11 protein-coding genes are annotated in these 15,478 nt (G+C 39.0%); all 11 read right to left on the bottom strand.

Annotated features, from left to right (window positions below):
- Nucleotides 1–101 precede the first annotated feature (101 nt).
- Nucleotides 102–4,121 carry an S-layer homology domain-containing protein gene (locus PQ460_RS03055; protein WP_274171749.1) on the bottom strand — a complete coding sequence of 1,340 codons (4,020 nt, stop codon included), beginning with the start codon at nt 4,119–4,121 and terminating at the stop codon, nt 102–104.
- Nucleotides 4,122–4,355: 234 nt separating this feature from the next.
- A complete protein-coding gene (locus tag PQ460_RS03050; RefSeq protein WP_204826292.1) occupies nt 4,356–5,483 on the bottom strand; it encodes an MraY family glycosyltransferase in 1,128 nt (375 codons plus the stop codon).
- A gap of 113 nt (nt 5,484–5,596) precedes the next feature.
- The gene (locus tag PQ460_RS03045; protein ID WP_273613769.1) at nt 5,597–6,355 is read right to left on the bottom strand and encodes a WecB/TagA/CpsF family glycosyltransferase; all 759 of its coding nucleotides are present in this window, start codon (nt 6,353–6,355) and stop codon (nt 5,597–5,599) included.
- 6 nt (nt 6,356–6,361) lie between these two features.
- On the bottom strand, nt 6,362–7,513 hold the full coding sequence (gene csaB, locus PQ460_RS03040; RefSeq protein ID WP_274171748.1) for a polysaccharide pyruvyl transferase CsaB: 1,152 nt from the start codon (nt 7,511–7,513) through the stop codon (nt 6,362–6,364).
- Nucleotides 7,486–9,513, bottom strand: coding sequence for a DUF5693 family protein (locus PQ460_RS03035; protein WP_274171747.1), 2,028 nt, complete (start codon nt 9,511–9,513; stop codon nt 7,486–7,488). Before PQ460_RS03035 ends, csaB begins: the two co-directional genes overlap by 28 nt.
- 196 nt (nt 9,514–9,709) lie before the next feature.
- Nucleotides 9,710–11,425 (bottom strand): phospho-sugar mutase, encoded by a 1,716-nt coding sequence (locus PQ460_RS03030; protein ID WP_274171746.1) that lies wholly within the window; start codon nt 11,423–11,425, stop codon nt 9,710–9,712.
- Nucleotides 11,426–11,492: 67 nt separating this feature from the next.
- The gene (gene fabZ, locus PQ460_RS03025; protein ID WP_274171745.1) at nt 11,493–11,948 is read right to left on the bottom strand and encodes a 3-hydroxyacyl-ACP dehydratase FabZ; all 456 of its coding nucleotides are present in this window, start codon (nt 11,946–11,948) and stop codon (nt 11,493–11,495) included.
- Between the two features lie 202 nt (nt 11,949–12,150).
- Nucleotides 12,151–12,453, bottom strand: a complete 303-nt coding sequence (locus PQ460_RS03020; protein WP_273613774.1) for a DNA-directed RNA polymerase subunit beta — start codon at nt 12,451–12,453, stop codon at nt 12,151–12,153.
- Complete coding sequence (locus PQ460_RS03015; protein ID WP_273613775.1) at nt 12,446–13,270, bottom strand: flagellar hook-basal body protein; 825 nt, start codon at nt 13,268–13,270, stop codon at nt 12,446–12,448. Before PQ460_RS03015 ends, PQ460_RS03020 begins: the two co-directional genes overlap by 8 nt.
- Nucleotides 13,271–13,306: 36 nt before the next feature.
- Nucleotides 13,307–14,188, bottom strand: coding sequence for a flagellar hook-basal body protein (locus tag PQ460_RS03010; RefSeq protein ID WP_273613776.1), 882 nt, complete (start codon nt 14,186–14,188; stop codon nt 13,307–13,309).
- Nucleotides 14,189–14,288: 100 nt separating this feature from the next.
- Nucleotides 14,289–15,287 carry a rod shape-determining protein MreB gene (mreB, locus tag PQ460_RS03005; protein ID WP_273613777.1) on the bottom strand — a complete coding sequence of 333 codons (999 nt, stop codon included), beginning with the start codon at nt 15,285–15,287 and terminating at the stop codon, nt 14,289–14,291.
- Nucleotides 15,288–15,478: the final 191 nt, after the last annotated feature.

Here is a 15,478-nt window from a genome sequence, read left to right as displayed (position 1 = left end):
TACTACTAAACATGTTTTGACCTATTTAAACCACTCTGATAACAATTATTTTTGCAGACAAAAAAAGAGAGCTCTATAAGAGCCCTCTCTCTAGTAAAAAATTACATTTTAGGAAGCTTTTTATCGCTGATCATTACTTTTGCTAAAATAACTGCTGTATCCGAACGCAGCATTTTTGCAGTTGGAGAATAGTTAAATCCTTTTTTAGAATCTCCATCGATAGCAGAACCATTGATAAAGCCTTTTTTAGCTACAGCTAATACAGCTGCTCTAGCGTAACGATCTACAGATGTAGCATCTTTGAAGATTTTTTGTAGACCTGCATCAATCTTCGTTTGGTCTGTGTCCATTTTTAAATTGAGTGCTTTGGCGATGATTACAGCTGCATCCTGACGGCTAATACTATCCCCAGGACTGAATACTTGTGGCTGAGTACCACGTACAAAGCCTGCACGAGCTGCTGTTTCAATATAACGATAATCATATAGTGCATTTTCTGCAATATTACTATCGCTACTACTTACATCAATAAAGTGTTTGGTACCTTGGTAATCAAACGGCATTTGTTTTGCTTTGACAATAGCACGTGTAAATTCACCACGAGTAATATATTGATCCGCTCCAAAAGAAGTATCTGGATCTACAGCTTTCATAATACCTTTGGCAAATAATGCTTCCATATAATCTCTTGCGTAATCATGTTGAACAATATCTGTATAAGAATAACTTAATTTGGCAACAACATAATAACCAAACCGGTCAAACGGTACAGTTACAGTATGACTCTTCGCATTGACTACGCCACCTAGATTTTCCCACTGACCTGTACTATTACCAAGTGAACGGTCAAAGAAGAATACAGTGATCGCTTTACCAGCATCTTCAGCAACATTATCCGAATAAGACAATGTTAATGTTCCACGTTTCGACGGAACTAATTCGTTTTGCGGATTACGCTCATAGAAACTTGGAATTTTAGAGTTAGAAGCCTGGTAAGGATTCTGCCCTAACTTAGTAGGATCATAAGCTGTCGTTGTAATATCATCTGCTAAACCTGGATCGATCCAATATACAGGACTACTTTTCACAAAGTGATTATTAAACTGACTTACGAAAATTTGTTGTCCTACTTTAAATTTAGCATCCATATTGGTTGGAATCGATTCAAAGTTATAACGATCGATAACTCCATCTTGGCTGTTACCAATTCCAAATAGAAGGCTATGTCCTGAAAAGACTTCATTTTTCAATTTGTCATCTGCACTTGTACCAATATCACGACGGATAAGGTTAGTTCCAGATGCAAATTTCAAATTCAAATCGCCTTCAAATACTTTAGCAGAAGTTTTCATATCCTGCATAAATTCTGCACCTGGAATATTTGTAGGTACATATTTAACAGTAATATCGGTTTTTACTTGCTCGCCATTAATCGTAACAATGATAGGAATTTTGGTATCTTTATTAGGTTTCAAATCTCGAACAGTAACAAGATAAGCATCTGGATACTCCGGATTAGTAGTGCTATTAGGATCTGTAAAGTAAGGAGCTTTAACAGCTGTTTCTTTATTAATTACAACAGAAGTTGCATTTTTAGAGTTAACCACTACATCAATAAAGTTGCTGTTTGTTAATTTTTCTGCTTCTAATGGTCTTACAATTTGATAAGAATCAGTTTGTTTGCTGATTTCCATACGTGCAGAAGAGCTAGGTCCGCCTGTTCCGGTATTGTATACAGTAAAGTTATATACAATTGGGCTTCCATCTTCTGCAACTGTCTGGTTTCTGATGATAAAAGCAAAAGATTGTTTACTGTAATCATAAAACACACTTATTCCACTATCTTTACCTGATGTGTTAAATGCATCATTGGTAGTTGAAGTAAATTTATCTTCAAGTGTCCATGTTCCGACAGTAGTACCGTCAGATTTTTGAACTTTTAGAATATAATTTGATTTTGTAAGTGACTTATCACCTGCAAGTACACTTTCTACACTAGATTTATTAGTACCCAAATCTACAAAATCAAATGTACCATAAATATTGAACTGTTTTTGTTTAGTTGTATATGCTGTTCCATTCATAGTGAAATCTGCATCTTTAGCTGTTGGAATAGCATCACTACCACCTGAATATTTGAACGGGAAAACACCTAGCGTAGTATCTACAGGAATAACAGGTACATCTGTAGGAACTAAATTAATTTTAATCGCATTCTCATAAGAAGTTTGATTAGTTTTGAATACAATTTTGACCGTATTCTCTCCTGAGAAAAGTGCATTGTATGCTTTAGATACAGAACTAGTAGGAATTTCAAAGTTTGTATCATTTGAGTTTTTACTATCTACTGGAACAAGCGGAATAATTGTATTATTCACATAGAAGAATACTGTTTGTTTATTTGCTCCATCATCTGCATAACGAATATCTGATTGATTCGTTACATTCTGTAATTTACCAGAAAAATCATCTAACGTATTTGTAATGATTCGTACGTCAGATCCTGCAACGTTCTGGCTATTCTGAATAACCATACCATCATATGCTTTATTGAAGTTAGCATATGGTCCAAACAGTACATTTACTTTTGCTGATACTTCTGGTGTATCTACTCCACCTTTAGTTGCTTTAAAAGTTAATGTTTGTGTTCCGCTGATTGGAAGTTTGGTAAGTTTGTAAAGTAATCTTTGCGTAGGAACAGAACTTCCACTTACAGGCGATGAATCAATCAGTGTATAAGATGCATCACTTGCAGTTGCTGATTTTCCATTACTATCTACGATTTTACTAATACTAACTGTTGTATTAGCATCTCCATTGACTACCAATACTTCTAGAGCTGTTGGTAAAGAGAAAATATTTGCTCCATCTAATGCAGTTCCAATCATTGCTTTAGCAGAAGCATCACTTGTATTAGCTGTATACCCCGATAAATAGTTTACTTTAGAAATATATGCTGCTGTACTATTACGTAAAGTCAAACCAAGCCCTTTACTTGAATCGCCTTTAGCCAAAACAGATAAGTTAATTCCTTTATCATAGTCAAACGTACGACTATTATCTTGCGGAATAGTATACGCTAATGTTACATACGCAGACGTACTTTCATCTTCAATAACAGTTGGTGTTACTGTACCTGTATATTGACCTGAAGTTACTGTACTTGGTATAGCTGTACCACTAAACGTGTATGAAATATAGTCTGTAAAATTTGCAGGACGCGTGTTGTTAGTCAAAGGAACAACAATTTTACCTGTAACTGCAAATTTATTATCAGAAACTGTGAAATCCGGGAATGTCGAAAGATCCGCAGATGTAAGACTTCCACTTTGAGCATACGTATCATAGAAAGTAGTTAGTCCATTATAAAATGTAACTTCACGTGTTGTTTCAAGTACTTGTGTTCCATTGATCGCTTGAATGGTCAAAATATTTTTACCCAGTTTCAAAGCAATAGGAGCTACTGTAAATTGATAGTTATTTGAACTTGATACAAGAGAAGTTCTACTATTACCACCATTTACTAAAACAGTAACTTTTGCAGCATTAGGTGCAGAACCACTCAGAGACATATTTGCTGTTTGCTGTCCGTCGTTGATTCCGCCTTTGGCAGCTGTTAACACAACAGAAGAATTTTCTTTTAATGCTACTGTATCGTTATCCAATGTAGCATTCAGATTATAGATCGTTGGCCCATCACGATATTCTACATAAATAGATTCAGCTACTTGTGAAGCAACACCTTGTGTCGCTTTGAACGTAATACGGTTTAAACCTGCATATAAAGGAATATCGGAAATAGTTAAGCTTGAACCACCAGAAGTACTAGCATTGATATTTCCAGTTAGTCCTTTGTTGGATTTGATTACTGTAACTGCATCACCATTTTTAGAAATTTGCTCTACATCATAACTGATCGAGTTAGCATTGATATTACTATAGCTACCGGTTACGGTAAGTTTGTCACTGTTAGCAATTTTTGGTGTTCCAATATCGTATTGCTCATTCGGAAAAATAAAAAAGCTTCCTGTCGCAGCTTCGGCTGACTTCGCACCTAAACCTGGGGGTAGACTACTTACAATAAGAACTACCGCCATAAGCATCGATAGTATTTTCTTCAAAATGATGTTCCTCCTTTGATTTCGGTCGCTGCTCCAACTCACTAATGGCGGGCATAACCTGTCTACCCTTTTTATCGGCATCCTACAGATATATTTTAATAAGTTCAGAGAAATCCACATAAAAAAACCTCTCTTTCTATAGAAAGAGAGGTTTCGATATCGCTGAGATCCTTTGCTATCAAAGAATCTACAACCAATTCACAATTTATATTATTTTTCTTACTTGATGTTCATTTAAGGCTTACTTCCACGTGTTGGATCAGGTTTGATACGTAAGCGAGCAATCAATCCAAGAAGTGGACGTTTTGTTTTGCCAACCAATCCAATAAGTTCTGCTCCAATTTGAAGAACAAACATCATTACACAAATGACTAAGAATGTAACCCAGTTCGCTTCATTAATCGCAGCCGAGGATTGAATAATCGCCAATACACCGAAGAAAGCAGCAATTCCATAAATCAGCAATACCGTCTGACGATGGCTTAACCCAAGTTCGCGTAGACAATGGTGCAAGTGACCTTTGTCTGGTGCAAAAATCGGCTTCTTATGTACCCAACGACGGATAATCGCGAAGAAGGTATCAGACAATGGTACACCGATAATGATCAAAGGAGTAATAAATGAAACAACCGCGATTTGTTTAAATCCAAGTAACGATAACATCGCAAGACTGAAACCGAGGAACAATGATCCTGTATCACCCATAAAGATTTTGGCTGGATGAAAGTTAAAGTAAAGGAATCCAACAATCGCTCCTAAAAGAAGTAAACATAAAAGTGCTACAGGGTAGTTACCCATAATCAATGACATTGTAAAAATACTACCGATCGCAATAGCAGATACACCTGCTGCTAACCCATCCAAACCATCAATCAAGTTAATTGCGTTCGTTACACCGACGATCCAGAAGATGGTTAAAGGAATAGCTATCCAGTTCTCAAGTGAAGAATATGAATCTTGAAAAGGAATATTTACAAAATCGACTTTAATTCCATATCCGAATACTACTGTACATGCAGCAATAATCTGACCTAACAATTTAACACGGGCTGATAATTCAAAACGGTCATCCAGTACACCGATCAATACGATGATTGAACCGGCTGTAAAAAATGCTTTCATAAAATTAGCATCGCGTGCAGGTAGATCAAATGGCAAAAACGGAAGGACAGCGACAAAAGCAATCGTAAATGCTAAATAAATCCCCAGTCCGCCAAGCCTTGGCATGATTCTCGTATGCACTTTACGGGCATTAGGAACATCTACGGCTCCGATTCGAATTGCAAACTTTTTGACGAGCGGCGTTAGAACCAGTGCTAATGCCAGCGCCAGAACAAATCCGAGAATAAAAATGATTAACATTTTGCTTTTCGACCCCCAATTTATCTCACGGAGCCAATTATACTCCGTTCGAAATTAAACACCAAACTGCTTTTAAGCACATTTTCAGCGATATTCATCTAAATTTCATCTATTTATTGAACTTTTACTACGTTTTCCTTGTCCTTTAGCACTTTTAATGCGAATTTCGGAAGCGCAAGCATTCTTTTGTAACGAGTAGGCTCTTTTAACAAGCGATAAAACCATTCTAAGCGCAATTTTTGAAACAATTTTGGTGCACGTTTGGTCTTACCGGAGATCACATCAAAGCTTCCTCCTACGCCCATAATGATCGGAACACCCAATTCTTGCTTGTATGTACCAATCCACGGTTCTTGCGTATCTGCTCCTCTTGCTACAAACAAAAGGTCAGGTGAAAGACGACGAATTTCTGCAATAATTTCTGCATCTTGATCAGGGCCAAAAAAACCATCCCGATATCCAACAATCGCAGTATGCGGATATAAACTTTTTAACCGGGTAGCTGTTGCCTGAATCACTTCAGGAGTTGAACCCAGCAAATATACTTTCCAATGAAGGGTCTGACCTCTGTCCATTAAGCGATGCAATAAATCGTATCCAGCTACACGTTCAGCAACAGGTTGACCACAAGTTGAAGCCGCCCATACTAGCCCTGCACCATCAGGAACTAATAATTCTGCGTTTTTCATAACTTGCATATACCTCGGTTGCTCTAAAGCTGTCATAATCATAATCGGATTCGCTGTAATAATCTGTTGTGGTTTACCCTTTTTGATACTTTGCTCGAGGTACTCAACAGTATCATCCATATTCATTTTAGATACTTGTAAACCATAGATCGGAACAGTCGGTATAGTATTCCATTGTTTCATTATATATCACCTTTGTGCTAAATAATAATGAGCAATAAAACGAGCAGGGCTAGCAGCATCTTGTTTGAGTAATTCAATTAAAGAAGCTTTGCTTGCGCGCCATCCTTCTTGATCATCTAGCAATGCTTTCGTTTCTTGTGCCAATTGTAACGGTTCTACTTTGGTACTGGTTCCTGTTGCTTGGATCTGCAACCGATTCAGAAATTGATCGATTTTGGGATCATACGATATTCCGATTAAAGGTACCGACTGAGATGCTGCATAGATCAGGCTGTGAAGCCTCATACCTATAATAGCATGACAGCGGCTAACTTCCACTAACATTTGTTGTGGATCGGTCACTTGTTCTGCACTGCTGATCACACTTCCATGATCACTGATATCACCAATACGATCGATCACGTATTGAGAAGCTTGTTCATCTTCTGGCAAATGGAACGGTAAAAACCGAAGATGAACAGGTGATTCTTGACTCAGCAATCGCAAACCGTCTGCTATTCCATCCAATTCTCGACGTTGTTTGTCCCAAAAACGAACGGATATACCAACTACAGGAAGCGAATCGATATTCGCTTCTTTTATAGTATTCAAAGGGTTAATGTGAATAGGTTCTTGCTTCACAGGTAAAGGTAATCCCATGACAGGATCAGCTACAACTTCAACTTTGGAACGAGAAAGTCCCATTTTTTCTAGTAACAAAGCAGATTCTTGATCTCGTACAGATACATATGCGCTTTTTTTGAAGCTATTTTTGATCCAAGAGAAAAAGAATTTCTTTTGTACAGGGCCTACGCCCTGCGCGTAAATAAAGACTGGCTTACGTAACCAGTGAGCAATACGAACAATACCAAGATAATAAGGAATCGTCATAATCCCTGTAGAGTCTTGAAGAAGACTGCCTCCACCACTGATTAGACCATCACTTTCTTTTAACAGTTGGCGAATTTCGCGAATCTTCAATCGTCCTACAGAACGTACTCCATACATTTTGGAAGTCCATTCTGGATCACCCGACAATACGATAGGCTCGATCTGAATACCTTGCTGTTTACCCTGATCTTCCAGTGAATTCAAAATCGATTTCAATACCGCTTCGTCTCCACTATTGCGGAATCCATAGTATCCAGAGATTACGATTTTCGCAGAAGCGGTAGCCATTTTTTCCAACACCTTTCAAGGATTTGCCATACGATAACAGCAACCAATCCAAGAATCAAACCAAGTCCCATTCCAAGTAAACCACGAATCAATGAAATATGAACAGGCGAATGAATATGAGCAAATGTATCAACCATTGATAATTGACCAATACAAGCAATAATCATAATGTAAATCGCATGACGGTATTTAGCTGCAATAAATACACCTACAATAAATAATGGATGTGCCATCAAAAATTCTTTGTTACGTGGACGAACGCCCAGCAAGCTTTCCAGTGCATTACGGAAGTGCATTTCAAGTGGTGTTACTGTTCCTGCATTTCCTGTACGAGAAAGATAATACATTCCTACAATCCCTACAATTCCTAATACAATAATCCAAGTTAAAGTAATTGGAGTGGTTAATACTTTGCGGATACCACCTATACCAAAACTTTGTTTGCCACGGTAGAAAGCGATATATACCGCGATCAAAGCGATAGGTGCAAAGTGTAGTAAACTTACGCCGCGGAATTGATTAATCACCAGTTGATACGTAATATCATTCAGAAGCCCAATAATGAATAACGCCCCTGTTAACGACCAAAGCGATGTACGAATAAATAAGATAACCGCTTGAATGACACGTTGGCTTGCTGATAATTGATGTCTTGTTTCGTACAAGCGATCGACTTTACGTACCGCATAGATCATTGCAATCGTCGGTGCACTAATGGCTGCAAGTAAAGCGATACCTTGTTCTAAAATAAGTGCCTGATGAATAAGAATCATTCCTGCACTTCCGATCAATCCAAGCACGAACACAATTAATGTTAAACGACGTACAAAATAAGACACTAACAAAGCAATGTAAGCAATAGCTCCAATCAAGACAAGCAATTTGAAATATTTGTTGAAAGCAGAATGACTGACATCCATAGCAGACGCAGGTCCAATTTTGAAACCATGACTTTCGATATTCTGAATAGCCTGTCCTTCTGTTTGCAAACTTTTAATAACATTATCAATAGAGTTAGTCATTTGAGCTTTAGCGGTATCACGAGATACTGCCAAATTGATATACATCATCCGAATATTACGATCTTTTGCAGCTAGTGCAAAACGATCAGCTACTGTATACGGATCAAGCTTAGAATCAGATTCGCTTAATGAATACAAACGAACAACATTATAATGCATAAGATATGCTAATTTACTAAAACCCGTTTGTGGTTTTTTTAAGTTTTCAATCGCAGCGATACCGATATGATATTGATTTAACAATGCTGCAAAGTTAGCGATACTTTTCTTCTCAATATCGTCATTAAAACCAGTAACAGATTCACCATCAAAAAGAATCGTTTTGACCCCGTACTCAGCAAATTGACTTAGCAATCCATTCATACGCGTCTGATCATATGGTAATGAATCATTCAAACGAGGAACAATCTGGAATCCCATATTATGAAGCATCCGCATTGTAATCGGATCAGGATCCAGCGGTTTTAGCCCAGCTTCATCCGTAGAAGTCTGAATAATAACACCTGGTAATCCTTTAAAGCTCCAAGGTACGACAGCAATGCCCAATGAATTGTATACACGCTGAAGAACCGGCTCTAATAATTGCGCATTTTCTTCACTTGTAAATTGGACATATGTAAAATTTTCATTTTGTGGAATCACCTGATTTTGGAGATTAGCCACATCCACAGAATTATACACATTAAGACGTTGTGATTTTTGCAATTCACTTAAATTACTTTGGTATACAGCTACAGAACCTACGCCTGCATCCTTAAGCAATAAAAGCTGTTGCTTGATATAATCCTGGGGATGAGGCTGATACGATGCAATATCGATCAGATTACGATAATTAAAAACAAACTCCACATTTTTGGACGTTGACTCGGTTTTGGTACGATCAAAAGCGATAGGCAATGAAGCCACCAAACCAATAATCACCAATATCCATAACCATTTCACAGAAGAATTATTCCAATGCTGCCATTTCTGAACCACTCAAGTACCTCCTTAGTAAGTTCGTTATATCATCCTCAAGCAGTCGCCCAAAGAAGAACATAACGAATGGTTCCGCTGCTAAGACTAAGCTTCACAGCGGAACCCTTCATTCATCTGATCTATTATATACTGCCTACAGCGTCTATCCTACTAAAAATTGATGACAATCTACGATTTTCATAAAATAAATTGACTATTAACCATCAACACGTTGCATTACAGCAGCCGTTAACTTTTGAATACGATCTGTTGCATCTGCGCCTGAATCGCCACGAACAGCAAAGTATACTTTGATTTTTGGTTCTGTACCGGATGGACGCAAGCAGAACCATGATCCATCTTCCAATAAGAATTTCAATACGTTTTCTTTTGGAAGACCGTCTAGACCTTTAGAATAATCTAAGGCTTCGCTTACTTTAACGCCTGCAATGTCAGCAGGGCTTTCTGTACGCCATGATTCCATGATTCCTTGAATCTGTGCTACTCCATCTTTTCCTTTAAGCGTACGTGATTCCAGACTTTCTTGGAAATGTCCAAACTGTTCATACAACTCTTGCAAAACATCATATAGCGTTTTGCCTTGTTGTTTGTAATAAGCAGCGGCTTCGCTAATTAACAATGCTGCAACAACTGCATCTTTGTCACGAGCATAGTTTCCTGCTAAATAACCATAACTCTCTTCATAACCGAACAGATACGTATGCTCGCCACTTTGTTCGAACTGATTCATTTTTTCACCGATATATTTGAAACCAGTCAATGTGTTGAACACTGTTGCTCCATAATGTTCAGCAATGACTGCTCCCATTTCGCTGGTTACAATAGTTTTGATGACTGCACCATTCGAAGGAAGTTTGCCTTGCTCTTGAAGCTGGCTCAAATAATAATGGATCATAATGGCACCAGATTGGTTACCTGTAAGTACAAAGTATTTACCAGTAGGATCTTTTACAACAGCACCCATACGGTCACTATCTGGATCAGTACCGATTAGAATATCAGCATCTACTTCTTCACCAAGCTTAATCGCTAGTGTAAAAGCTTCGCGTTCTTCAGGGTTAGGAGACTTCACCGTTGTAAAGTTACCATCCGGTGCTTCTTGCTCGGACACGATAGAAACATTCGTAAAGCCAAGACGTTCCAATCCTGCACGTACTGGCAGATTACCTGCTCCATGCAAAGGGGTATAGACGATTTTCAAAGCTTTACCTGCTTCGCCTTGTAACAATTCACGATTCACACTAATATCCGTAACTGCTTGGATAAAGTCTTCATCTTCCTCTTTGCCTAACCATACTAGCAATCCTTGTTGCTCTGCTTCTTCGCGGCTAATACGTTTGATTGCTGCAAAAGAAGAGACTTCACGGATATTGCTGATCACTTGTTCTGCTTCATGAGGAACCAATTGTCCACCACTATTGTTATACACTTTGTATCCATTATATTCAGGCGGATTATGACTTGCTGTAATCACAATACCACCGGTTGCTTTTAGATTGCGCACTGCAAAGGAAAGTTCTGGTGTTGAACGAAGCGAAGGAAATAACTTAGCTACGATTCCGTTCCCAGCAAGTACCAAAGCAGCTTCTAATGAAAACTCCGGTGAAAAGTGGCGGGAATCATGAGCGATCACAACAGATGGTTTACCTTCTCCGGAATGAGCAGATACAATATATTCTGCTAATCCTTGTGTTGCTCTACCTACCGTATAAGAGTTCATACGATTACTGCCTGCACCAATCACTCCACGTAATCCACCTGTACCGAATTCCAAATCACGGTAAAAGCGATCTTCTAATTCTTTGTCTTGTCCTTGGAGCCCTTGCAATTCCTCTTTGGTTGCTGCATCGATCGATTCATCATTTAACCATTGATCTAGATTGCGTTGAGCTTGTTCACTAAGTGTTGTCATAATATCCATCCCTTCTCTATATATGGTTTATAAAAAAATACATTCATTTGATATTGAGTCTGATCAATTATTCTTTATTCGGATCAGTCAGTGCAAACATGATTTCGCCTTCAGCAACAACTGTACCATTAACGGTTGCTTTGGCCTGACCTTTACCAATCGATGCTTTCATACGGGTAATTTCTACTTCTAATTGAAGTGTATCTCCAGGCACAACCTGTCCACGGAAACGAACACCATCGATCCCTGCAAACATAGCTAGTTTATTACGGTTAGCTTCCATTTGTAAAATAGCTACTGCACCTACTTGAGCTAACGCTTCAACAATCAGCACACCTGGCATTACCGGATAACCCGGAAAATGTCCTACAAAAAAAGGTTCATTGATCGTTACATTTTTGATTCCTACTGCACGTTTACCGACTTCCAACTCCAGTATGCGATCTACCAGTAAAAAAGGAGGACGATGCGGTATAATCTCCTGAATTTGTTGTACATCTAACACAACCAAAACCCCTCTCATTTTCAACAGTATAGGTTCACTTCTATTCTCTCTTTACAGTTGCTTCTCTACGTATCGTGTGCAGCTGTTCAGAAAAGATTTGTTCCCCTGCATTGTCCCATATAATATGTAAGCATTTTTTAGTCATTTTAAGCATTCCACATCATTATAACGGTTTCGACAACAAAAATAAAACTCCTGCATCAGCAGGAGTCTTTAAAGGTCATGGTGCAAAAACAAGTTGAAAAATATGCGCCCATGTTTCTGGATATAATACATCCGATATATTTTGTTTGCCAATCATAGCATAACCTACTGCTAAGCCTGCTATCAAAGCAACAACAAATCCAACGATCACTAATAGTACACGTAGTGTTTTGATACCTGCCGAAGAAGATCGAGTGGCTGGCTTCTTCTCCGGCTCTTTTCTCTCAGGTGCAGCAGGTTTTCTCACAATTTTTTTGTTAGGAGTTGCTTTCCCTTGAGCTTTAGCCGCTTCTTGTACGGCTGCGCGTCTACTAGCCACGAATACTATTGGTAATACTCATCATATTATCACTAGAAGATAACGTACGTGCTGCCAGCTGATATGCACGTTGCACTGTAATCAATTCAGACATTTCTGCACTCAAATCGACATTAGAACCTTCCAAAAATCCCTGACGAATTTGAGTTGTTGGTGACATCGTGCCTACAACATCATTCAAGTTCGCTCCGGTAGGTAACATGAATAAGTTGCCATCCATTTGTGTAAGACCTTCTGGATGAATGACACGATCTACTTGAACGGTTTGTGGAAGGATTGTAATTTTGCCTGCGCTATCTGTAGAACGAACAACACCTTTGTCATCGATCTGGATATTGGTTTTGGCTGGAACTTCTAGAGGAGCAGATACACCTCTAGCATTTTTCCCCATAAGTAAATAGCCTTGATCGGTTGCCATAAATGCTTTGGTCGGATCGGTTGCTGACGGTACGAAGTGGAAAGAACCTTCACGTGTCCAACCTTGCTTACCATCGGCACTCACTGCAAACATACCGTCACCTTGAATAGCCAAATCGGTTGGATTGTTAGTCGTCTGCATTTCACCTTGAGCTGTATTCATCGTCACATCGCCCATACGAGCACCAAACCCAAGATTGTACCCAGCACCTGTTACACGACCTGGCAAAGCAGACGCTGCACCTGGTTGCTGTTTGACAGCGGTAAATACATCTTCAAATGTAGCTTGCTTTCCTTTATATCCAACGGTATCGGCATTCGCAATGTTGTCAGATACCACACCCAGTTTTTGCTGGATACCGCTCATCGCTACCATTGCACTGATCATCGAATTATTCATTATTCTCCTCCTTTGCTAACCATCTATACTGCTATATTATACACGACCTACGTCATTGACTGTTTTGTCTAAGCTTTTATCATAAAATTGTACGATCTTCTGATTGGCTTCATACGCACGAAGTGCTGCTGTTAAATCAACCATTGAAGCGGCTGCATCTACTGTAGAACCTTCCAAGTAACCTTGACGAACTTCTACATTATCGCCTGCTTGCAATTGTCTCACCCCTGCTGTAGCTGGATCTGTTACACGAAATAACCCATCACCTGCACGAGTCATCTGACCTGGTAGATTCACTACAGAAATTCCTAAGCGTCCTACTGTAGCGCCATTCAATTTGGTTGTGATATTTCCTCTTGAATCAAAATTATAATCATCGATCGAACCACGTAGTGTAATCGGATTCCCTGTTGCCCCTAATACCTGATTACCTGTAGATGTCAATAATTGTCCTGCTGCATTCAATTGAAAATTACCGTCACGCGTATAACCAGTCTCACCTGTTTTGCTAGTTGCTGTAAAAAAAGCTTGTGGACGGTACGTCACGGTACCGTTTTCTGCTACATATTTACCTGAAGCATCGAAAGGAATGTTCTGCCGGGTTGTCGGGTCTGCCAGATTAATCTCTGACACCAAAGCAAAGTCGTCTGCCGAATTCGTCTGACGCATATCACCTTGTACATTCATAGAGATACTTTCTTCTGCCAGTACGCCTGTGTTCAAACGACCAATGTTTTGGTTGCTTGCTCCTTGATCTCCATTGTTTAGCGAGATCAGCATTTCTGGAAAAGAACGTTCAATACTCTCTACTTGCTTGTATCCAGGGGTATTTACGTTTGCTATATTTTGCGTCACGGTATCATGGCGACGTTGCTGAGTGATCATACCTGAAGCAGCCGTATATAGACCTCTTAACATTACCGGACACTCCTTTCGTGTTCAATATATGGGTGATTCTGATAGTTTATATCCAAGTTTCCGTCTCATCATTACATTCTACTCTTATATATCGGTTAGACTAGAACTTTTTTTTAGAGACTTTGTCCAAATTATTTAACATAATTCCTGTTCCTTTAACAACACAGTGCATAGGATCTTCTGCAACCAGTACAGGGACATGTAATTCTTGCGATAATAATTCTTCTAACCCGTCTAACATCGCTCCGCCACCTGTCAAAATAACACCACGATCAATAATATCTGCGGATAATTCTGGAGGCGTCTGTTCTAACACAGTTTTGGCTGCTGCTACAATCGACAAAATTGTATCGGATAATGCTTCTTGTACTTCACCTGATGAAATTGTGATTGTTTTAGGCAATCCGCTCACGATATCACGACCACGAATATCCATTTCTCTTTGCACACCGCCCGGGCGTACTGTCGCAATATTAATTTTGATATCTTCTGCTGTACGTTCACCGATCAGCAATTTATATTTATTTTTGATATGTCTAATGACCGATTCATCGAATTTGTCTCCAGCGACTTTTAGTGAAGCTGAAGTTACAATATCACCCATAGACAATACAGCGATATCGGTTGTACCTCCACCGATATCAATAACCATATTACCACTTGGTTCGAAAATATTCATGCCTGCTCCGATCGCTGCTGCTTTGGGTTCTGCTTCTAAAAACACTTCTTTGGCACCACTGCGTTCTGCTGCTTCACGAATCGACTTTTGCTCAACAGAAGTGATATTGGTAGGTGCACAGATTAGAATACGAGGATGGCTATACCAGCTACGAGCGCCTACTTTATTAATAAAGTGTTTAAGCATCGTTTCGGTTACTTCAAAATCTGCAATAACTCCATCACGAAGTGGACGAATAACGACAATATTTTCCGGTGCTCGACCGATCATACGTCTTGCTTCTTCACCGACAGCAAGTACACGTTTGGTTGTTGTTTCTATAGCGACTACTGAAGGTTCGTCCAACACGACACCTTTTCCTTTTACATGAATCAAAACATTTGCTGTACCTAAATCGATTCCAATATCCTTGCTGAACATATCAAGAGCCTCCAAAAGTTCGTATTTCCGGTAACAAAGCACCGTCCGTTATTTTATGCTTTTACATCATCTGAGAGCCTATTCACTGGTTATGTATGATATGTTAACGAATAAACGTTCTCCGGCAACGATCAGTTCAGCGAAAAAAGTATGTATATGGGCCCACTATAAAATGAATGCAAAAGGCTGAC

The organism is Paenibacillus sp. KACC 21273, from assembly GCF_028736095.1.
Taxonomy (GTDB): domain Bacteria; phylum Bacillota; class Bacilli; order Paenibacillales; family Paenibacillaceae; genus Saccharibacillus; species Saccharibacillus kyungheensis.
Note: the sequence above shows the minus strand (reverse complement) of the source record. Positions and strands in the feature narration are given on the sequence as shown.

Bases quoted from the DNA above. Each gene is read 5' to 3' on its own strand.
- PQ460_RS03050 (WP_204826292.1), bottom strand. From the start codon at position 5,483: ATGTTAATCATTTTTATTCTCGGATTTGTTCTGGCGCTGGCATTAGCA.
- PQ460_RS03045 (WP_273613769.1), bottom strand. From the start codon at position 6,355: ATGAAACAATGGAATACTATACCGACTGTTCCGATCTATGGTTTACAA.
- csaB (WP_274171748.1), bottom strand. From the start codon at position 7,513: ATGGCTACCGCTTCTGCGAAAATCGTAATCTCTGGATACTATGGATTC.
- PQ460_RS03030 (WP_274171746.1), bottom strand. From the start codon at position 11,425: ATGACAACACTTAGTGAACAAGCTCAACGCAATCTAGATCAATGGTTA.
- fabZ (WP_274171745.1), bottom strand. From the start codon at position 11,948: ATGAGAGGGGTTTTGGTTGTGTTAGATGTACAACAAATTCAGGAGATT.
- PQ460_RS03015 (WP_273613775.1), bottom strand. From the start codon at position 13,270: ATGAATAATTCGATGATCAGTGCAATGGTAGCGATGAGCGGTATCCAG.
- PQ460_RS03010 (WP_273613776.1), bottom strand. From the start codon at position 14,188: ATGTTAAGAGGTCTATATACGGCTGCTTCAGGTATGATCACTCAGCAA.
- mreB (WP_273613777.1), bottom strand. From the start codon at position 15,287: ATGTTCAGCAAGGATATTGGAATCGATTTAGGTACAGCAAATGTTTTG.